The organism is Bifidobacterium apousia (genome assembly GCF_007559275.1).
Lineage (GTDB): Bacteria > Actinomycetota > Actinomycetes > Actinomycetales > Bifidobacteriaceae > Bombiscardovia > Bombiscardovia apousia.
In genome coordinates, this window is record NZ_VMHK01000004.1 from 62523 (window position 1) to 83501 (window position 20979).

Below are 20979 nucleotides of genomic sequence, written 5' to 3' on the forward strand. Positions count from 1 at the left end.
TTCGTTTACCCCAAACGGCCGGCGACTCAGGCAGTTGCGTGATGAAGAACTCAGGCCAGGCGTGGAAGAAGGCCTTGTTGACCTTGAAGGAACAAGGAACCTAAATGCTTGACGTAGCCGGACCCCTCAGAACAGGGGATGCAGCAGCAGGGCCAGCAGATAGAGAGCCATAAGAGCGATGAACAGGATGTCCATCCTGCCCAGTTGCAGCAGGCGGTAGTGGGTGCGCTGTTGACGGCTGCCCTCATAGCACCGGGCATCCAAGGCCCGGCTCAGGTTGTCAGCGTGGCGCAGGGCTCCGGCGAAGACGGGAACCGTGATAGCCATGGCCGCATGCAGGCGTTGCGAGAGCGAGCCGGACTCGATGGATCCGCCACGGGCTGCCTGGGCTTCCACGATGGCCTGAACCTCACGTCCTAGGGTAGGGATGAAACGCAGAGCCAGTGACAGGACCAGGGCGATTTCATTGGTGTGGATGCCCAGCCTGGACAGTGGGCTCAGCAGGGATTCACAAGCATCGGTCATCTGTGTTGGGGTGGTGGTCTCCACCAGGAGCGCTCCCAGAAAGATGATCAGCATGAAGCGGCAGGCATAGAGTACAGCCACCCAAATGCCGCCGGTGGTCAGCACGAATGGACCCCAGGCAGCCAGTCTGCGGCCGGTCTGAGTGACCAAGAGATTGAACAGGGCCAGCAGAAGCATGAGGGCCAGAAAGCCCTTGACTGATTTCATAATGGAATGCAGTGGTGCCCGGGCGGCGGCAAAGAGGCCTACAGTGACCACCAGCGCCAGAACAAGCTGCGCAGGCGTGGAAATGGCGAAAGCGGTGAACATGGCTAGAAGGAAGGTCACCAGCTTGGCTCGCGGGTCCAGCCTCGCCAGCAAGGATAAGGGTTTCTGGTCGGCTTGGGTGCGATCCGCTTTCCTGCCTGAAGTTTCTTTGCCGGCAGCCTCCTTCTCCGCTGCATCTGTGGCGAGCAGCTGATGGTAGCGCTCCACGACTTCGGCAGTAGGCCCATAGGCTAGCGTTTCTCCATGCTCCAGGAGCAGGGTCTGGTCGGCCAGATCCAGGGCCTCGCGATCGGCGTGGGTGCTCATGACGATGGTGACGCCGCGCTGATGGAGCACTCGGAGCAATGCCATAATTCGTGCGCAGGCCTGGGGGTCGAGACTGGCGGTGACCTCGTCCAAAACCAGCAGTTGTGGGCTGCAGGCTACGACGCCGGCGATGGCCACCAGGCGCCGCTGACCCCCCGAGAGGTCGAAGGGGGAGCGGTCGGCCAGATCACCGATGCCCAGAAGCTTCATGGCATCATCCACCCGCTGCTGCACCTGTTCGGGCCCATAGCCCAGGTTGTGTGGACCATAGGCGATGTCCTGACTAACAGTATCCGCAAAAAGCTGATGTTCGGGGTATTGCATGACATAGCCGACCCTTTGGCGCAGAAGCTTCAGATTCTGGCGTCGCAGATGCTTGGCCTTGGGCCGGTCGGATCCGGCCAGGGGCAGGCCGGCCACCTGGATGGATCCGCTGTCGGGATCTGCCAGGGCACAGATGAGCCTGGCCAGAGTTGACTTGCCGGATCCGTTGCGCCCAATAATGGCTAGGGTATGTCCTCCAGCGAGCTCCAGATTCACCTGGCTGAGGGCTTTGCTGCCTGCGTCAGGAAAGCTGTAAGAGACATCCGAGAACTTGACCATGGGGATAGCGTGGTCATCGACTGCGGTCTTTGCGCCCGTATCCGATGCCCTGCTTCGGGTCAGCGAATTCTGGTCAGGTTCGCCAACAAGGGCAGGCAGATCCTGCCTGGTCAGAATCTGATCAGGTCTTCCGGAGGCCACGATGCGCCCATGGTCAAGTACCAGGACCCGATCAGCCTGTCTGGCTTGCTCGAGCAGGTGGGTGATGTGGACGACAGCTGTGCCCTGGGCTGTCAGCCGACAGAGGATTGATTGAATCTCCTGTCGGCCGGCCGCATCGAGCATGGCACCTGGCTCGTCCAGCACCATCATGCCTGGATTCATGGCCAGGCTGCCGGCCAGGGCCAGTCGTTGCTGCTGTCCGCCCGACATGAGGGTGGGATCATCATTCATCCGCGTCTGCAAGTCGACCTGTTCCAGGGCCGCTGGCACGCAGGAGAGCATCTTCTGGCGGGGCAGGCCCAGATTCTCGGGTCCGAAAGCCACATCGTCCTGGACGACGGTGGTCACGATCTGGTCCTCAGGGTTCTGAAAGACCATACCGATGCTCCGCCGTGCCTGCCGGTAAGCCTCAGCGTCGATCTGGCGGCCCTGATCCTGGGTGTCGGAGCAGACCGCTCGGCCCATAAGCTCGACCTGGCCGTGGTCAGGTGCCGTCGCGCCCGAGAGAATGCTTCCCAGCGTGGATTTGCCGGAGCCATTCGCTCCCAGGATGCACAGATGTTCGCCTGCATGCACCTCCATGGACAGGTGGTCCAAGGCCCAGGTCTCGCCTCCGTCATAGGAGAATGAGACCTGGCTGAGCCGGGCGACCGTTGTCTTCGAATCCGCTGAATCCAAGACGGCGGATTGGGTCATGGGTGCTGCCATGACGTGCCGAACCGCCGTGGCCTACTTGTTGATCAGCGTGGAGATGGGCTTGTAGATCAGGAAGGTGACCACGCCGTGGATGGCGAACTTCATCAGGTTGAAGGGCAGGAGGATGGGCACGATCATGGCGACTACCTTGGCCATGGACATGTGCGCGTAGAAGGGGGTGATCACCACGTTGCATAGGATGGCTGCAATCACACCCAGAATGGCGCCGGAGACAATCCCGATGACCGCCCCCTTGCGGCTGTGCATCCTGCGGTAGACCAAGGCTGCCGGCACGCTCAGGGCCAGGGCCACGATCATCGAGATCAGAGCACCGAAGGGGTTGGTGAACAGGTGCGGGACGAATCCCAGAATGGAGATGATTGCTGCAGCAGCAGGGCCGAAGGCGAAGCCGCATACCAGGACGACGATGCCGGAGGGGTCGTATTTGAGCCAGGGAGCGGCAGGAAAGATCGGGAATGAGAAGAAGCTCAGAACCATGGCCAAGGCTACGAAGAGTGCGTAGACCGCAATCCGTTTGGTCGACCAGCGTCCTGAACCGCCTGCACCTGTGGAGTGGACATCGTTGAAGCGCGTGTCCTTGTTTGCAGTGGTGTGTGAATGAGAATTGGGCATGCTCATAGAGGGCCTCGTTTCTTCCATCCGGACTGTAACCGTTGGCTTCGGACTTGAACCGATATCCACCGCTTGCGCGGGTCGCGGGCTCCCGGCATTCAGCCGGATACCGCCAGTAAGGACTTTCACCTTCCCTGAAACTGACGATTTCAATATAGCTGCGGTCCTTGGAATGGTCAATTCTTTCTCACTGATAGTGCATTTCTAGACACGCCAGGAAGGAAATAAAACCGCCTTCCATGCAACTATTGCAGCCTGCACAACGAATATGAGGTTGTCGAAAGTTCACAATGCTGCAAGGAGGCTGGAGCATGGCGAGGATGGGTGACCATCTGCTGCCTGCGGATGAAGCTATACATCCGGCCTTGGTCAGACAAACCAGTGACGGAGACGCTGATGGTGGCCAATCCCAGGCAGAGGACCTGGAATGGATCAGAAACATACTGTCAACTAGATCCTTTCGCGCAGCCGATGACCTAGTTCGCAAGTACTACGACGACATCCTGGCCTACATCCGAGCTCAAGTAGGCGATAAGGAGGAGTCGCTGAACCTTGCCCAGGATGCCTTTGTTGCCATTCTGCGGTCTTTGGGCAGCTACGATTCGCACAAGTCCAGCTTCCGTACCTGGATCCACCGCATCGCAACCTACAAGGTTATTGACTACTGGCGTATCCGTCGCAGACGGCAGCGGCAGGAGGCACAAGTATTTGTGGCATCCGGCCACGATCAACATGACGACCCCGCCGACCAGACCTTCAAGGACGACCTAGTTGGTCGGATTGAAGACAAGATTTCACAAGCCCCGGTCCCGGCGCAGGAAGTTTTGCGTCTCCATCTGTATGCCGGCTATGGGTTCGCGCAGATTGCCGAGGCCTGCGGAGAGCCTGAAAATACGGTCAAGGCTCGGTATTACCGACTTTTGGACAATTTGAGGAAGGAGTTTGATCATGAATCGGTCTGAACCTGATATCCGTCCCGTTCTGGCGGCTCTTCAGGGTAGCGACCTTGAGCGCGATGATTTTGCTGAATCGCCAATCGGCAGTTCCCGGATGCGCGAGCGAACCATAAAAACGATTGTCCGCAAAGGGATGGGAAGACGTCCTGGGCTGATCTGGACCCTTGTAGCCATGGTTCGTTCCCTAGGCCTGAGAAATCTGCTCTTTGGCCTCTGGGACTGCGTCTTTATCGGCTTGATTCTGACGGTGGCAGTTTGGGCGACCGTCTTTGGTTCCTTCGTGAAGACTGCTTGGCCCAGCAGAGTCGATAGAATCTTCGGTCTGGTTGTCCCCATATTCGTCTGCTCGCCTGCTCTTTTCCTGGTGGTGCACCTTTTGGTAGTGCTCAAGGAACGGAATCTGAATACCCTGAATCTGATCAGAACCTGCAGGTGGTCATTCCGTCAGATAGCCGCAGTCAGGATGCTTCTGTTCGGCATGGTCAGCATGATGATTTCATCCTTGGCTACGGTCTTGCTGGCGCGGACGACCAATCCGGGGCTGTCCACCATGACCCTTCTGGGGATCAGCTTCTCCTCCCTCTTTCTCTTTTCCCTGGCACAGATCTGGGTGGAGGAGCATATGCATGGAGAACTGTCCATCTATCTGGTTCTCGGACTCTGGATTGTGCTCGGCATGATGCTTTATCTGACTCGATTCGCCACCGCCCCCATCCTTGTCTCCATTCCGCCGGCCTTGAGCCTGGCGACGGGCCTTGTTCTTCTGGCGGTCTTCCTGCTTGTTCTGCATGGACGCTGCGTAGGGTCACCTCTGCCAAGGTGGGTATGGCATATGAAAAGACCGGCGACGGCATGAGGGCGGAATCTTACATGTTTAGCGTGAAAGGACGGTGAGTTTCGTGCTGCACTTGGACCATGTGTCAAAGAGCTTCAGGAACAAGCGGGTTATCAACGATCTGAGCCTTTCTATTGGAACCGGTGTCCATGGGCTCCTGGCACCCAACGGAGCAGGCAAGACCACGCTGATCCAAATGATCGCTACCCTGATCCGCCTGGATTCGGGAAACATCACTTGGAACGGGCAGGACATCATGGTTATGGACGAGGACTATCGCGGCCTCTTGGGGTATCTGCCTCAAAAATTCGGCTATTACCCAGACTACAGCGCTGAAGATTTTTTGATGTACATAGCAGCCCTTCAGGGAATCGGCCGGAAACGGGCCAAGCCCCTGGCGAAAGATCTCCTGAAGACCGTGGGGCTTAAAGACCAGGGTAAGCAGAAGATGAAGACGCTCTCTGGGGGCATGATTCAGCGCGTGGGGCTGGCACAGGCCATGATCAACGACCCGGAACTGATGATTTTGGACGAGCCGACCGCTGGTTTGGATCCACGGGAACGTGTCCGCTTCCGCAACCTGGTCCATGCTCTTTCGCGCGACCGGATCGTTATCCTGTCCACTCATATCGTCTCTGACCTGGAGACCATCGCCGACCGGGTCATCATGCTCAAGGATGGGCAGATCTGCTGCAACCAGTCCCCAAGGCAGATAAGCCGCTGGCTGGAAGGCAAAATATTCCTGGTTCCTGCGGATTATCGCTTAGGGCAGGGGCAGCTGCTCCTTGAGGACGAGCTGGATGGGGATGCGACCCGGCTCAGAATTTACTCACCTGAGCCGCCGTCCCAGGGCCAGGCTGTTCCTGCCAACTTGGAGGATGCCTTCCTGGTGATCTACGGGGACGAGGAGTAGCGATGCAGCATACCCCGCCGAATCGGGCTCGCAATCTTATTTCTTGCTAGGGATGTCTTCAATGAGATGGACGGTAGTCAGGAACGAAATGCGGCACCTTCTGGGTACCTCTTTTTGGGTGGTGCTCAGTCTGTCTCTTGGATTCGTTTTCTGTATGAATCTAGCTATGTATGACCAAATTCCCACTGACGAAGCCCATCATGACCTAGCTAGCTACGGACCGTATGTCAGTCAGTCCACCATTGCTGGATTCAAGCGTGAGGCTGACAGACTTGAACCGGTGGTATCCAAAGATCTGATGGCACTTGGTCCTCAGGCTGTTCAACTGGGCGTCAAGAATTATCAGTCGGCCAGGGACCTGGTCGATTCGGTCGAGAGCTCGCGCTGGACAAATCCTTCAGTACTGAATACAGACCGGGGCAAACTGACCGGCCGCATCAATGCCTTGCCTAGCTATCGTCGGCTTGCTCATTGCCATGATGTCATGGATGCCTATCGTGGATGCAACCGGGAAGCCCTGACCGCAAGAGCCGAGAAACAGTTGCGTAAGGGCGGTAGTAATGGCATCGAACTGCCTGAATCGGTGACGAAGCGGCTTGACATCTTAAGTGGACAGTGCAGGGCGGGTATGGGCCTGGCCGCTCCTGAATTACTGGACTACACTCAGAGCAACTTCAGACTTTCAGTCTATCTGGTCCCGCTTCTGGCAGCCTTGGTTGTCGTGGCCCCACGCCTTGTTAAAGACCAGGTCCATGGGGTCCGGCAGACGCAGTTGACGACGAGGACCGGACGCTTCTTGCCTGGGCTGCAGGTGTTCGCCATGGTCTGTGCGGGCCTGCTGATGATGCTCATGGTGGCAGCGGGATCATTCCTGATGTGGGTGCCCAAGATCGCGGGTTTGCAGGATCTTCCGGTTTTTGATGTACATGCATTGCCTTGGTTCACCTGGTCCTTGGGGGAGTATCTGGCTGTGTTCGTATTGCTCTGCCTGGGGTCCGCCTTTCTTGTTTTTCTCTTGGTTCTCTGGATTTCCATGCACTGCAGGACCTACACCCGCTTGGTCTTGCTTGCAGTTCCGGTGGTGTTGCTGGCCGTTCATGTCTTTGTCGTCTGGCTTCTCGTGGATCCATGCTGTATTGGCAGTGTGGTGACTCGGATTGTGCCATTGCCCGGCATTGAGCTCTACCTAATCCTGGGACTGCTGGTTTTGACCCTTTGTCTTTGCTGGTGGTCGGCCAGAAAGCTTTGTTGCCTAGGTGATCTGAATGAAAGGAAGATCAATGAATGAACTGCCACTGAAAATGGAGGGGGTGTCCTTCCATTACAAGGCTGGTGAAGCTGGAATAGACCAAGTCGGCCTGGAATGCTCGACAGGATCTTGGACCGCAGTTATGGGTCCTTCCGGAGCGGGGAAAACCACCTTGCTTTATTGCGCCTCAGGGCTCTTGCCAGTACAGCAGGGATCGGTCGAGATAGCCGGCCAGAACATAGCCAGGATGAAGGAGTCCGCCCTAACCAGGATGCGCCGCGACCATATCGGTTTCGTTTTTCAGGATTACAACCTGGTCGAGGCCTTCACCTGCTTGCAGAACGTCATGCTGCCCCAGCTCTTCGGCGGTCCCAAAGTTGGTGTCGTCCAATCGCTGCAGGCCTTGAAGATTTTGGGTCTAGATGGGTATGCGCAGCAATATCCGTCTGACATATCTGGCGGTCAAAGGCAACGCGTGGCCATTGCCAGAGCGCTGGCCGCCCAGCCAGATATGATTTTCGCGGACGAGCCCACCGGGGCACTGGATACGCGCAGCTCGGAAATGGTTCTGGATGCCCTTTCGACCTTGGTGGAGAGCGGACGGACCGTGCTCATGGTGACCCATGACCCCAATGTGGCGGCCTGGGCGCAGCGCACGGTCTTCTTGGTGGACGGCACAGTGCATTCGATATGCCAAGGATATACGGCCGAGCAGCTGTCCACTCACCTGACCAGCATGACTCAGGTCGGCCAGGGGGTAGGACGATGATGCATGCGGGTAAAGGCCAAGCAGGAAGAGGAGAAGTTCCCGGACGGGATTCCCTGCATGCATTCTCCTCGATCAGTCGACCGACCCTGTTCTCCTTGGTCTTGTCCCTGATCAGGAAGCATCGAGCATCGTACGCGGTCATGGGTCTATCCACCTTCCTGGCATCCCTGCTGACCACTTCGACCATGCAGGTCTACCAAGCGGGAAAGTCCTTTGACAATATCGGCGATCTGAATAGGTTGAACACCTACCAGCGTCTCCAAGCCAAGGTACCTTATTCAAATCTCTCTATGGTCACTATTCCGGCGCTGGCTTGCTGCCTGCTGGTGTCGGTCTTTTTGGTCCTCTCGTCGGTCACTTTTCTGATTCATGAACGCCGACGCGAGTATGCAATGATGCGGTTGAACGGAGCCTCACGCAGGAGAATCCTGATCATAGGTATCTTGGAATTCTCGATCCCCCTGGCCCTCTCGAATCTCATTGGCTGCCTGGTCGGATCTCTCCTGACCATACCAGTTGGACGGTTTTACGCGCGCTCTGCCGAGTTCAGCGACAGTGGCATGGTTTTCACACCGCGGATTCGACCTTCCATTGCAGTTGTCACCTTCATCGTGATGATGGTCGCCTGCCTGTTGGGAGTATGGATGGCTATGCGCAAGGTGGGCGGGGCAGCTCCGCTCCAGCTCATGACGGAGACCAGTGACAAAACCAAGCGGATCGGATGGATTCGTTCTTCGGCAGCCCTGGTCTTCCTGATCCTGACCTTGGTGGTCGGGTTCGCCCCACTGCCTTCTATGACCCTGGACCTGCGTATTATGCTCGAGGTCATTCTTGTCATCACTACGGTCTATTTGGCGGCTCCGATCCTGGTTGTCCTGACTGTGTCAGTCATTGGTCTGATCCCGGCGAAGGTGGCCGGGGGGCCAGGTCTTCTGGCCCTGCAGCGTGCTCGAAAGGAGAGCGCAGGCTCAACCGCTATAGCCCTCCCCGCCATGATGATCCTGACCATCGTCATTTCCCTTGTGGCAGCCATGCAGGCTGGCTCCATCGGAGGGGCGGTTCTGAGCCTATATCCGCTGAAGGCCGATGTTATGGCTACTTCCCTTGATTCGGATGCCCAAAACCGCAACCCATCCGATCTGATCGGTGGGATGCCTGAGGTTCGAGACTTTGTTACCTACCAGACTCAGCAATGGGCTATGGAAGGATCACCGGGCCAGACGGCAACGGTGGTATGGGAACCTGCCGAGCAATTGCAGGGTCAGAAAGTTCAGAGTTCGCCGAGCATTCATTTCTCCTTTGTCCAAGGGAATTCGTCTGATCTCGGTTCAGACCGCGTCGCTGTGAATCAGGATTCCTCCTATTCCATAGGCGACACCGTTCGTCTTCTTGATCGCCATGATCAACCACATGAGGTGCGGGTCGTTGCCCTTGTTCAGTCGCCTGAGGGCATTCCAGAACTATCTGCAGGCAATAACTATCCTCTGTTTCTGACGGCGGAGGATGACCTGCCTCAATTGGGTGAAGACGCACATACGATCATTCCCATATCGGCTGTCAATCCAACAGATGCGCACGGGATTACCTCCCGTCTGAAGAGTGGCCTTCAGGGCGATTTCGCGGTGCAGACCAGGCAGGAGTATATAGATGACTTCATTCAACGAGGCCTGTCCGGGCAGACGGCCATGACGGTCATGATCGTCGGCGGGACCGTTCTTGCCCTAATTTTCATGATGCAGTCCATCGCCATTTCGGCTTGGGAGCGCAAGCGGCAGAACCAGCGGCTCAATCAGATCGGGGTGGCCTGGAGGTCAATAGCCTGGTCGGGAGTGATGGAGACACTGACCGATGTGGCCGGCGGTGCAGTGATGGCGCTGCTGGGGATCGCCATTGTCGAGGGCTGTATTGCCTTGAGTTTTGTCCAGGCTGGCATGTCTATGGCTCTGACCCCTGTGCCCGTCGGCCGGTTCCTTCTGGTGACTGTGGTTCTGCTGCTGGTGGCGGTGTTCACATCCTGGGTGTGCAGCCTGCGATCCAGGAAGGCGGAAGAAGGCTGAACTTACTAGGAGGATTTTGCTTCAGTAAGCAAAGTTGCGGGGCGGTGTCACAATGGAGAGCATGGGAAAGACCTTGAATAAGGCGGCTATGGTCGTCGTAACCTATAAGCGTCAGGAATTGCTGACAGGCCTGTTCGACTCCATCCTCCAGCTCACCCAGGCCCCCTGGCGGATCGTGGTGGTGGATAACGAGAATTCGGCAGACACGCGAACCATGGTCGAGCAGTTTTCTGAACGTGTGACAGGACGTTGGGGCAGGACGATCATCGACGGCTCCGGCAATCAGGATCGTGTCGTGTATCTGCCGCAGGACCACAATGGCGGCGGCGCGGGAGGCTTCTCCGCCGGGGTTGGGAAAGCATACGAGCTGGGCGCCAAATGGTTCTGGGTCATGGATGATGACGTTGCCGTGGAGCCTGAAGGACTTGATTTGCTGGCTAAGTGGAGTGAACGCTATCAGGTGGTGCAGGGTTCCCGGCTGGATTATGATGGCGGCCCCTTCTATTGGCAGTATCATTTTCTTACCGCCTTGGGCATTCCAGACCCGATAGCACCGGGGGAGTTCGGTCCATCGGGCTGTCGTCCCATGAACACCATGTGCTTTGAAGGAGGGTTCTTCTCCCGGCAGGTTGTGGAGCAAATCGGTCTGCCTGACCCGCGCTTCTTTATCTATTGGGATGACACCATCTATGGGTATTTGGCATCCAAGGTCACACAGCCTGTGGTCGTCTCCGATGTAGTCATGCGTCGGACTCGTAACATCGCCAATTGGAACATTGCCGGGGTGCGCCAGCTCAATTCCACCTCGGATATGAATCGTTACCACATCATGCGCAACAGGGGCTTTATGGCCAGGTATTTCATGGTTCATGGGGACTATCGGCCTCTGGCTTTCGCCCTAGGGACCCTGGCTACAGCTCTCAAGGAAATCATCCGCCTTCTGGCTGTTGATCGCAGTCACATCATGACTGGTATTCCTGCCATCCTGAAGGGATGGGTGGATTCGCGCCAGATATTGCATGATCCCGACTGGAGGCCCATGGAGCCCCTCAAGGGCCAACCAGCCGGGGAAATACAGGGCGCCTGAAAGTTTTGCCTGCTACTTTTCCTGACTTCCTGCCTGGAAGTACTCCATGGAACCGATGGGCCCTGCCAGATGGAAACCGTCATCCTGGTAGACGACCTTGGTGACAGCGGTGTTGTCCATATCAGGGATGGGGCAGTGGTCATCGATGGCCACCAGGAACTGTTGCAGGCACATGCCCGAGGAAACAACCAGGACAGGCCCGCCACCTTCTTCGATGGCAGACTGGGCGATGCGCGTCAGCACCGCGATCATTCTGTTGCGGACCTGGGCGGTGGTCTCAGCCCGATCCTGTTCCTTAAGTCCGGCGGAAAGGACGTCCTGGGCATCCAGCCGGTGGAAGGTGTCCTGCATATGGACGGAGATGCTCCTGCCGTAGGTTGCCTTGGCCGTAACGAAGTCCTTAAAACCCATGGCGGCGCAGACCTGATCCAGAGTGGTGCGCTCGTCCCGGCCCTCGAAACTGCCGAAATTATCCTCACGCAGGTCGGGGTCCACACCCACGGGCAGGTCCCCGTTGCCTGACATGTCAAGGGCCAGGCGGGCCGTTTCATACTGACGACTCAGATTGCCGCTCCAGGCCGCCCGGAAACGAATGGGCCGCAGGCCTCGGCCGAACTGGCGCACGTCCTCGCGGCCTTGCTTGGTCAGGGGGAAATCTGACCAGCCCTGCATCAGATGCATGACATTGGCCGTGGTTCTGCCGTGACGGGTCAGGTACAGGGTTGTCGAACCTGCTTCAGTGCTCGGTTCGGCGGCGGATTGTGATGATGATGCTCCATTGTTCATAGTTCATCACCCTACACGGCCCCCTTGCCGGAGCACTATGGCACATCCATGGTCAGGACCTGATGAAACGGCCTCCGTTGCCCCAGGTCCATGTGCCGCCGCTGGCGCCAACCTGGAAGTTCATTTTGGCTATGCCCAGATCGACTGCGGATCCGTAGGCGACCGAGGGATCCAGAGTGGCGATCGCATCGCCCGAGTCCTTGTCCCAGGCGAAAACCACTGGCTGTCCGTTCATGGCCGAAGGTGCCTTGGCGGCGGCTGCAACGCCGGCCTTGAACCATTCCGGCGCATCCTGGCGGTCCTGCGTGCTCATGGCTGAAGTCAGTTCCTCATAGCTCTTGGATGTTCGATGTTCGGCTTGACGTTGGCAAAGCATGGCGAAGTCCTGGTTGCCGTAGCCGATCTGGTCGGCCGGATAGCCGATGGTGACCACCAGGTAGAGCGACTGGCTGGGGGTGATCCGGCAGTGGCGCTCGGCTGCCTGACGGTCCCAGCTGCCCGACACCCATCCTGTCCCCAGTCCGTACAGGGTGGCGGCAAGGACCATGCGCTCGCCATAGAAGCCGGCTTTCTCCAGGCTCTCCTGATCGTCCTTGGGTCCGACCAGTGCCAGGTAGTTGGCCGCATTGGCCAGATGGCCGGAGGCGTTGTCGGCCGCGAAGGCGTCGGGCTTGCCCAGGACCAGCTGCATGTCCAGACCGCTCAACGTGTTCAGAGCGTTCAGGGTGCTGCCCAGCTGCCTGGCCAGGTCGGGATCGATGGGCTTGGGGTCATATTCTCTAGTGGTGATGCGCACGTTGACTGCGTCGATGAGCTGTGTATGTTCGGTCATAACTTCAATTATCCCACCCAATCCTTCTTCCTGCAGTCTGCAGCACACGGCCAGCGAGACTGCCCTGGGTTGGCTTATGCCGCTCCCAGGGCTGCAGAGGCATGCCTTGGGGTACAATCGCTACCGTGCCGGTTCGGACCCTCATCTTTGATCAGCTAAGGAGCAGCAATGATTGAAACAGCGCAGGCTTTCGGAGTGGATATTGGTGGATCCGGCATCAAGGCTGCCCCTGTTGACCTGACGATCGGAGATTTTGCAGAGCCTCGCAAGAAAATTCTCACTCCCGAGCACTCCACGCCTGAGGCTGTGGGGATTGTCGTCAAGGAGCTCCTGGACCGCTTCGAAGTTTCCTCGGACGTGCCTGTGGGCATCGCCTTCCCGGCCCCTGTCAAGCCTGACAAGCCGCTGGATTTCATGGCCAACTTGGACCAGGCCTGGGTGGGTACCAATGTCCAAGAGGTTCTTTCCAAGGCCTGCGGCAGGCCCGTCAGCGTTGTCAACGACGCGGATGCGGCCGGTCTCGCCGAGGTGCAGTACGGGGCGGCCAAGGGCCAGAAGGGTCTGGTTATCGCCACCACATTGGGCACCGGAATCGGCACGGCGCTGATTTATAACGGCGTGCTGATTCCCAACAGCGAGCTGGGCCACCTGACGCTGGACGGCAAGGACGCAGAGAAGTACGCAGCCTCATCGGTGCGTGACCGCAAGAAGCTGAGCTACAAGAAGTGGGCCAATCGTCTGACCAAGTACTACCGCCTGCTTGAGCACTACTTCAACCCTGACTTCTTCGTCGTCGGCGGCGGTGTCAGCCGGATGAGCGAGAAGTTCCTGCCCCACATCGACATCAAGACCCCCATCGTAGCTGCCAAGCTGCGCAACCAGGCCGGCATCGTAGGCGCCGCCTATCTGGCTGATCTTCGGCAGAAGCACCTGGGGTGAAGCGGGGCTTTTCCTGCGACCAACCTGTTTGGGGCGTTCTGGCTATCGCTGGATCGGATGAGGAGCTGAGAAATCGTGCATTTTTCTCACCGTACAGGGTCTGACCGCCCCAATCGCATTGCTCTGGCCGAGTCGGAAGCCCGAGCTCATGGCCTCAAGCTGGGCAGGCTGAATGATTCCAACCCAACCCGCTTCGGGCTGGCCCCGTCATTCCTGCCACAAGTCTATGAGGCTGAACCCAGGGGGCCTCGTAAGGCCCGTCAAGCCCTGGCTGAGTTTCTGACCAGGCATCAAGAATTGGGTCAGAGCGCGGGCGGTAGAGTGGTCAGTCCTGATGACCTCTACCTGCTCTCATCGACATCCGAGGCTTATTCCTGGCTGATGAAGCTCCTCTGCGACCCGGGTGATGCCATTCTGGAGCCCAGGCCCGGATATCCCCTGATTGAATCCATCGCCGGTCTGGAATGCGTCCGAACTATCCCCTACCGTCTGTCCTACGACGGATCCTGGGTTCTTGACTTGGCCACAGTCAGGCAGGCCTTGGAAGGATCTGAGGGCGACCGTATCCGTGCCTTGGTCCTTATCAACCCCAACAACCCCACCGGTTCCTACATTCATCTTGAAGAACGCCAGTCACTGCTGGAACTCTGTCAGCGGCATGGGGTGGCCATCATAGCGGACGAGGTCTTCTTCGACTACCCTCTGGACCCTCTGCCGGGTCGTGCCCGGCTGGCCGGTGAGGAGCAGGTGCTGACCTTTGCCCTGGACGGGTTTTCGAAGAGCCTGGCAGCTCCCCACGCCAAGGTGGGCTGGATCCAGGTTTCCGGGCCAGCCGATCAGGTTGCCCAGGCCAAGCGCCATCTTGACCTGATAGCCGACGATTACCTGCCCATGAGTCTTCTGATCACCAGGGACATGGAATCCATGCTGGCAAGTATTCCCAGTCAAACCAGCCGAGTGGGGGAGCGTGTCAGGGGCAATCTTGAAACCCTCAGACAGCTATTGGTCCAAAAGGAGTCCTGTGTCTCCCTGCTCAGGCCCGAGGGAGGCTGGAACGTTCTGTTGCGCTTCCCCGAGGTCATTGACGAGGAGGAACTGATTCTCCGTCTGATCGGATCCTACAGGTTGACTGGTCAGCCCGGATACTTTTTCGACATGCCAGGCAACGGATACCTGGCCCTGTCACTCCTACCGGAAACCTTGGAATTCCGCCGAAATGTTGACTCAGTCGTCTCAGCTATCGAAAAAATGCTGTGATGAAAACCCTCCTCTTGCCTAGTTTGCTCCGATAATAAGTGCGGAATGATCACCCGTCATGGAAGGGGGAGATTGGTGGGGCTCAATGATGAGCCACTGATTGCAAGGTTGCACACAAAGGAGCAGTAACGATGGGGAACGGAAATAAGGATCGAAGGGGAGACTCGGCCGATGGGGTTGGCCCTCGAATCGGGGAGGACATCAAAGCCATGGCCTCTGCAGATGAAACCGGAGGTGCCGTCGCAGGCCAAGGCATGGATGCGAGCCTGGCTCCGGATACGGGCAGAAGGCTCAACAGCATGGAGAAGGTTCGTTTCGCCATCGGGTTCGCCCTGGTATCCCTGCTCTGGGCCGCGCCCTTTTCCATGGGTTCGGGGGTTCTTCTGCCTCAGATCTTCAATACCCTGCACGGGGTCAGCGCCGAAGCGGCCCTAGGGACGATGAATTCGATTGGCTGCGTATTCGCCTTGGTAGCCAACGTTGTTTTCGGCGCTCTCTCGGATATGTCCAGGTTCCGCGTCGGCAAGCGCACCCCCTGGATCGTGCTGGGCGGTATCATAGGTGCCCTCGGTTTTCTGATGATCATCCAGTCGCATACCCTTTTCATGATCATCTTTGGCTGGTGCATCGTCCAGGTGGGCATCAACTGCCTGATAGCCCCGGCTGTGGCGGTCCTCTCAGACAGGATTCCCGAATCGACTAGGGGAACCTATTCGGCACTGTATGGGGCCAGCCAGGTGGTCGGCCAGCAACTGGGAAATATCATCGGCAGCTCGTTTCTGACCAACATTCGCACCGGCCTGGTAGTCGGCATGATCATCTTCCTCTTTTCGGGCATCCTCACCGTGCTGATCTGGCCCCGGGAGAAGTCGGCAGCCAACACAGTCGTGGAGCGCACCTGGGCTGATGTCGGCCGGTCCTTCATACCGCCCACCAAGAACAGCCGGGACTTCTACATGGCGCTTCTAGGCAGGTTCACTTTCATCGTCGGCTGTTACATGATCCAGGGCTACCAGCTCTACATTCTGCAGAAGTACTGCCATTTGAGCAATGACCAGGCTGCCTCCACACTCAAGGTCATGGCTCTGCTCTCGGTAATCACCACCATCCTGGCCGCTGTGGTCTCAGGCCCCCTCTCGGACTTCCTGCAGAAGCGGAAAGTGATCGTGGCCATCAGCTGTCTGATCATTGCTCTCGGGATGGTTTTCCCCTTCCTGATGCCGACCGCAACGGGCATGTACATTTATGCCGCCCTGGCTGGAATCGGCAACGGCTGCTACATGTCAGTGGATCAGGCGTTGAATGTCGATGTGCTGCCGAATGCCAAGGAGGCCGGCAAGGACCTGGGCATCCTCAACCTGGCCAATACCATAGGTCAGGTGATCGCTCCCGGGTGCACCACTCTGGTCATCGGCATCTTTGGCGGCTACAGGATGATCTTCCCCGTCGCCATCGTCTGCCTGCTGGCGGGGACCTTCTTTATCATGATGATCCGTAAGGTCAAGTGAGTCTGAAAACCTGTAATCCGGACCTGTGATGAGCGGCGGCCCGGGCAATCGAATCCGAAAGGACAATAGACATGACTGAAGAATCGCATACCACAGCTAAGGATTTGGATCTGCAAGAGGAGGCCTCGCTGACCTCGGGATCCGACTCCTGGCACCTGCAGGGGCTTCCCGACAAGGGCTATGAAGGCTATATGATCACCGACGGCCCCTACGGCCTGCGCAAGGCCACTGGCTCCGACGTCTACGGCTCGGTTCCGGCCACCTGCTTCCCTCCGACCGCCGGGCTGGCCTCCTCCTGGAACCCGGATCTGACCTACCAGGTGGGCCAGGCCATGGGCGAAGAGTGCATCCAGGAGAAGGTCGCCGTGATTCTGGGCCCCGGCATCAACATCAAGCGCAGCCCGCTGGGCGGCCGCAACTTCGAGTTTTACTCAGAGGACCCGGTCCTGGCTGGGCATGAAGCCGCAGGTATGGTCGAAGGGGTTCAATCCAAGGGCGTGGGAACCTCTCTGAAGCACTTCGCAGCCAACAACCAGGAGACCGACCGGCTCAGGGTCAGCTCTGACGTCGACGCACGCACCCTGCGCGAGATCTACCTGCCGGCCTTCGAATACGTGGTCAGGAAGGCCAAGCCCTGGACCATCATGTGCGCCTACAACAAGATCAACGGGGTCTTCAGCTCGGAGAATCGCTGGCTGCTGACGGACGTGCTGCGCGGGGAGTGGGGCTACCAGGGCATGGTCATGTCCGACTGGGGTGCCGTCCACAACAGGGTCAACGCCCTGCAGGCCGGGCTCAATCTGGAGATGCCGCCCTCCCGCACTGACGACCAGGTGGTCCAGGCCGTGCAGGCTGGCAACTTGGACAAGGAACAGCTGGACCGGATGGCCCAGGGGATCCTGGACCTGATCGACAAGGCCCGTCCGGCCATGTCCCAGCAGGAGTATCGCTACGACGTCCAGGAGCACAACAACGTGGCCCGTCGCGCGGCCCAGGAGTCCATCGTGCTGCTGCGCAACGAGGATCGGATCCTGCCGCTTGATCCGAAGAAGAAGGTCGCTGTCATCGGCGAATTCGCCCGGACTCCGCGCTACCAGGGCGGTGGTTCCTCGCACATCACACCGACCGAGGTCTCCTCAGCGCTGGATGGCTTCAAGGAGGCCGGTATGAACGTGGACTTCGCGCCAGGGTTCACGCTGGACGACAAGGAGCAGGATCCCGCTCTGACCCAGCAGGCGCTTGAGGCTGCGCGCGGAGCCGACACTGTGGTGCTCTTCCTGGGGTTGCCTGAATACGCCGAGTCCGAAGGCTTCGACCGCACCAGCATGGATCTTCCCGACAAGCAGGTGGCTCTGCTCAAGGCTGTCTCCGAGGTCAACGACCGGGTGGTCGCCGTCCTCTCCAATGGAGCCGTGGTGACAGTTGCCAACTGGATGGACAAGACCAAGGGTCTGCTGGAGACCTGGCTGCTGGGCCAGGAGGGAGGACGCGCCGTGGTGGATGTGCTGACCGGCGCCGCCAATCCCTCAGGCCATCTGCCTGAAACCATCCCGGTCCGGCTGGAGGACAACCCCACTATCACCTCCTTCCCCGGCGAGGAGGGTCACTCCCGCTATGGCGAGGGCGTCTACGTGGGCTACCGCTACTATGACACCTTCCAGCGTCCGGTGGCCTTCCCCTTCGGGTTCGGGCTGTCCTATGCCGACTTTGACCTGGATCAGGTTGCGGTGACCAAGACCGGAGCCAACTCGGCTCGGGTGGAGGTGACGGTGACCAACACCTCGCAGGTGGACGGCGCTCAGACCGTGCAGGTCTATGTGGCCCCCTGCGCCAGCCGGGTGAACCGGCCCAGCCATGAGCTCAAGGCCTTCGCCAAGGTCTTCCTGAAGGCCGGGCAGTCCCGCCGAGTGAGCATGGACCTGACTGAACGCGACTTCGCCTACTGGTCCACAGCCATGGATACCTGGCATGTGGAGGCGGGCACCTACCGTATCCAGGTGGGTACCTCCAGCCGCGATCTGGTTGCGGAGCAGGACCTGCAGGTGGACGGCGACGGCAGGTTCATTCCGTTGAATGCCGAATCGACCATGGCCGAGTGGCGTGAGAATTCGATCGGCGGGCCCATCCTGCGTGACCGTGTCGAGCAGGATGGCATACCGCTGCCCGACGATCCCAATACGGCCCAGCTTTTCGACACCATGCCTCTGGCCTCGGTCATCACCCTGTCGGGCGGCGATGGCAATGGCATCGTGGCCGACATGGTCGACCGGTATCGCCAGGCACTCAAGCAACAGGGTCTGGACTCCTGACACCGAGGTCTGCTGGGTTCAGGGTCCTAGGAACCAGACGGCCACGTTCATGGCCTGGCTGGAGTCGAAGTGCTCCAGCAGGACCATGGCGTTGACAAATGTCAGGATCAGACCAGCCAGGCAGGCCAGTGTCAGCAGGCTCATGACGGCCACTCCCACTGTGGAGCGGCCGTCTTCGTATGTTGCGGATGCAGCGGCCATGACCACCACGGCGGCCAGGCAGATCAGCCAAGCGAAATCGATGGTATAGCGCACTGAGAATCCGCCAATATAGGAGTCTGCGGCCATGACCAGGACCGCCAGGGCCAGGACCAGGATCAAGGCGGGCATCCATCCCCGGCGGTGCAGATAGTTTCGCACTCGAGGCAGGGCGACAAGGGCCATGGCCAGCAAGAGTACCGGGGAGGTGACCAGGAGCCCGCCCAGGCCAGGTTCGGTGAAGTGCCAGATCCGCATGGGAGCCGGGGAGAATTGCAGGTAGGGGAAGAGGGGCAGACTGGTCAACGGCTGCAACAGGTAGTAGCCAAAGATCTGAAGCAGGCCCTGGGTGCCGGGATGATAGTTGGTCAGGTCCAGGACGGTCATTTGATACCGGTTGCCGAAGTCCAGCAGGGATCCGAATCGCCAGCGGTTGTACCAGAGCAGGGGAGCGGCCACCAGGAGGACCGGCAAGAAGCCGCAGATCAGCAGGGACAGCGCCCGCCCCCGGGACAGGTCGTCAGGATGGCTGCCACGTGTGAACAGGGTACTGAATACTGCCTGTATTTCCTGGGCAAACAGGGGTAGTGCCAACAGACCGGCGGCCAGGAAGGTGGGTCGGCAACCCAGGGTGGCAGCCATTGACAGCGATCCCCAAAAGAGCCGGGTTCGGGACAGATGCCAGGAGTGGTCCCCGTCTTCTACGGTCCACATACGTGTTGACCGATGACTCGGATGTTCACCAGCGTCCGCAGACTGTTGCTGGACCCGTCTGGCCCCCATCCAGAGCCAGAGTCCGGTCATCACGGCCAGCAAGGAGGCATCGAACGGAATCGTATAGAAATTGCGGCGGCACCAGAGGTAGACCATGCCGGATCCTCCCAGCATGGTTATCAGGGCCATGCCGACCACGGCCAAGTTGACCCGAGGGAACCAGCGGGCCAGCAGGCGGATGGTGGCCAGAGTCGTCATGATGGTGGCCGCCGCAACCAGCAGGGCTGCAGCCGAACTGGTGGGAAGGGCATAGCCGCCTGGATGCGCCAGGCCGGTGATCACTCGGTAGGGCAGGAAGAGCAGCAGCACCGGCAGGACACCGAAGTAGGAGTACCAGTGGCCGCCCCGGTAGACATAGTCCCAATATATGGGTTGCTGGTCCTGGGCCAGCAGTGCGTTGCGGGTGGCTATGTCATAGGGGTTGGCTGCCTTGGCCAGACCTGGCGCCTGGCCCAGATCCAGCCAGGGGCGTCCATGAAGAAGGGCCTGGGCTACGTGATCGTACTGGTTGAAGTCGTAGACGTAGGCATGCGGCTGGTGGTAGGCCATGGGGGTGAAGGTGGACAGATCATGTTGGATGTTCCAGCAGGACCAGGCTGCCAGTGGGGCCAGAATCAGGGCCAGGACCAGGCGCTGGCTCGCTGAGCCCGTATCCAGCCGGGTCCGCCAGAGGATCGAGCCGGGCAGGTAGCCCAGGATCAGCGCCGCCAGACAGGCCAGCATCAGTATCCGTGCCAGGTTGAGATCCAGGGGGACTACCTTGGCCGGGGTCATACCGGTCAGCTCCAGCCGGGATCCGGCGGGTTCCTGTATCCACAGGCGCAGGGACTGGATCCGGGCGCCGCTGGGTTTCCCTCGTATGCGCAGGTAGTGGCTGCGGGCCTGACCGGGGCAGACCAGCCCTCGGGTGCCCTGGGTCCATCCCTTGTCGCCGGCCAGGCGCAGGTCCAGACGTACATGGATCTGCGACAGGAATGAACCCTCGATGTCTTCTGCCAGATGGGCCTGAAGAAAGGAGGCCCGTCCATCGGCGACAGGGACATCCATCCAAGCGCCAGCCGGATCGGTGATTTTCAGGCCCCCGCCTGGCAGAGGGGACAGCCCTGGTCCCAGCCGGCCTGGTGGGGAGTGGGCATCGCCCGTCGTCCGTGCCGGAGAGTTTGACCTGGAGCCCATCAGCGACTGCCAATGGGCCAGGTTGAATACTCCCAGTTCGAGGATGAGCACAACAACAAGCGCTACCAGCAGCCGGACGGTCGTGCCCCTGGCCGGGGTGGGTCGTCGCAGGGCTGGCAGAGTCATCACGGTTTTATTCTAA

16 protein-coding genes and 1 riboswitch are annotated in these 20979 nt (G+C 59.1%); of the genes, 11 read left to right on the forward strand and 5 right to left on the reverse strand.

What is annotated here, in order from left to right; genetic code table 11:
• Nucleotides 1–126 precede the first annotated feature (126 nt).
• Complete coding sequence (locus FPK30_RS06220; protein WP_260804465.1) at nucleotides 127–2571, reverse strand: energy-coupling factor transporter ATPase; 2445 nt, start codon at nucleotides 2569–2571, stop codon at nucleotides 127–129.
• A 21-nt stretch (nucleotides 2572–2592) separates the two neighbouring features.
• Nucleotides 2593–3219: an ECF transporter S component gene (locus FPK30_RS06225; protein ID WP_045924627.1), complete on the reverse strand. Its 627-nt coding sequence runs from the start codon at nucleotides 3217–3219 to the stop codon at nucleotides 2593–2595.
• Nucleotides 3204–3338, reverse strand: a riboswitch (FMN riboswitch). (Overlaps the previous gene by 16 nt.)
• A gap of 165 nt (nucleotides 3339–3503) precedes the next feature.
• On the opposite strand from FPK30_RS06225, the gene FPK30_RS06230 reads away from it, so the two are divergent.
• The 7 genes from FPK30_RS06230 (at nucleotide 3504) to FPK30_RS06260 (ending at nucleotide 11058) form a co-directional block, all read left to right on the forward strand.
• Nucleotides 3504–4154, forward strand: a complete 651-nt coding sequence (locus FPK30_RS06230; RefSeq protein WP_186279415.1) for an RNA polymerase sigma factor — start codon at nucleotides 3504–3506, stop codon at nucleotides 4152–4154.
• On the forward strand, nucleotides 4141–5004 hold the full coding sequence (locus FPK30_RS06235) for a hypothetical protein (protein ID WP_144085767.1): 864 nt from the start codon (nucleotides 4141–4143) through the stop codon (nucleotides 5002–5004). Before FPK30_RS06230 ends, FPK30_RS06235 begins: the two co-directional genes overlap by 14 nt.
• A gap of 34 nt (nucleotides 5005–5038) precedes the next feature.
• Nucleotides 5039–5896, forward strand: coding sequence for an ABC transporter ATP-binding protein (locus tag FPK30_RS06240; RefSeq protein WP_260804466.1), 858 nt, complete (start codon nucleotides 5039–5041; stop codon nucleotides 5894–5896).
• An 88-nt stretch (nucleotides 5897–5984) separates the two neighbouring features.
• Entirely contained in the window at nucleotides 5985–7184 is a 1200-nt protein-coding gene (locus FPK30_RS06245) for a hypothetical protein (protein ID WP_222102864.1), read from the forward strand.
• A gap of 13 nt (nucleotides 7185–7197) precedes the next feature.
• Entirely contained in the window at nucleotides 7198–7914 is a 717-nt protein-coding gene (locus FPK30_RS06250; RefSeq protein WP_260804473.1) for an ABC transporter ATP-binding protein, read from the forward strand.
• Nucleotides 7915–8099: 185 nt separating this feature from the next.
• Nucleotides 8100–9971 (forward strand): FtsX-like permease family protein, encoded by a 1872-nt coding sequence (locus tag FPK30_RS06255; RefSeq protein ID WP_222102865.1) that lies wholly within the window; start codon nucleotides 8100–8102, stop codon nucleotides 9969–9971.
• 61 nt (nucleotides 9972–10032) lie between these two features.
• A complete protein-coding gene (locus FPK30_RS06260; RefSeq protein ID WP_442859984.1) occupies nucleotides 10033–11058 on the forward strand; it encodes a glycosyltransferase in 1026 nt (341 codons plus the stop codon).
• 12 nt (nucleotides 11059–11070) lie between these two features.
• Here the strand turns inward: FPK30_RS06260 and FPK30_RS06265 are convergent, their stop codons facing one another.
• Together FPK30_RS06265 and FPK30_RS06270 are read right to left on the reverse strand one after the other, a co-directional pair.
• Nucleotides 11071–11844, reverse strand: a complete 774-nt coding sequence (locus tag FPK30_RS06265) for a histidine phosphatase family protein (RefSeq protein WP_144085772.1) — start codon at nucleotides 11842–11844, stop codon at nucleotides 11071–11073.
• Between the two features lie 52 nt (nucleotides 11845–11896).
• Nucleotides 11897–12676, reverse strand: coding sequence for a nitroreductase family protein (locus FPK30_RS06270; protein WP_144085773.1), 780 nt, complete (start codon nucleotides 12674–12676; stop codon nucleotides 11897–11899).
• Nucleotides 12677–12844: 168 nt separating this feature from the next.
• Here FPK30_RS06270 and ppgK point away from each other — a divergent pair, with 168 nt between their 5' ends.
• The 4 genes from ppgK to FPK30_RS06290 all read left to right on the forward strand — a co-directional run bounded on the left by ppgK (nucleotide 12845) and on the right by FPK30_RS06290 (nucleotide 18689).
• Nucleotides 12845–13615: a polyphosphate--glucose phosphotransferase gene (gene ppgK / locus FPK30_RS06275; protein ID WP_144085774.1), complete on the forward strand. Its 771-nt coding sequence runs from the start codon at nucleotides 12845–12847 to the stop codon at nucleotides 13613–13615.
• Nucleotides 13616–13690: 75 nt separating this feature from the next.
• Entirely contained in the window at nucleotides 13691–14872 is a 1182-nt protein-coding gene (locus FPK30_RS06280; RefSeq protein ID WP_144085775.1) for a pyridoxal phosphate-dependent aminotransferase, read from the forward strand.
• Nucleotides 14873–15003: 131 nt separating this feature from the next.
• Complete coding sequence (locus FPK30_RS06285) at nucleotides 15004–16380, forward strand: MFS transporter (protein WP_101432570.1); 1377 nt, start codon at nucleotides 15004–15006, stop codon at nucleotides 16378–16380.
• Nucleotides 16381–16451: 71 nt separating this feature from the next.
• Complete coding sequence (locus FPK30_RS06290) at nucleotides 16452–18689, forward strand: exo-alpha-(1->6)-L-arabinopyranosidase (RefSeq protein WP_144085776.1); 2238 nt, start codon at nucleotides 16452–16454, stop codon at nucleotides 18687–18689.
• 18 nt (nucleotides 18690–18707) lie between these two features.
• Here the strand turns inward: FPK30_RS06290 and FPK30_RS06295 are convergent, their stop codons facing one another.
• Complete coding sequence (locus FPK30_RS06295; protein WP_144085777.1) at nucleotides 18708–20966, reverse strand: hypothetical protein; 2259 nt, start codon at nucleotides 20964–20966, stop codon at nucleotides 18708–18710.
• Nucleotides 20967–20979 lie beyond the last annotated feature (13 nt).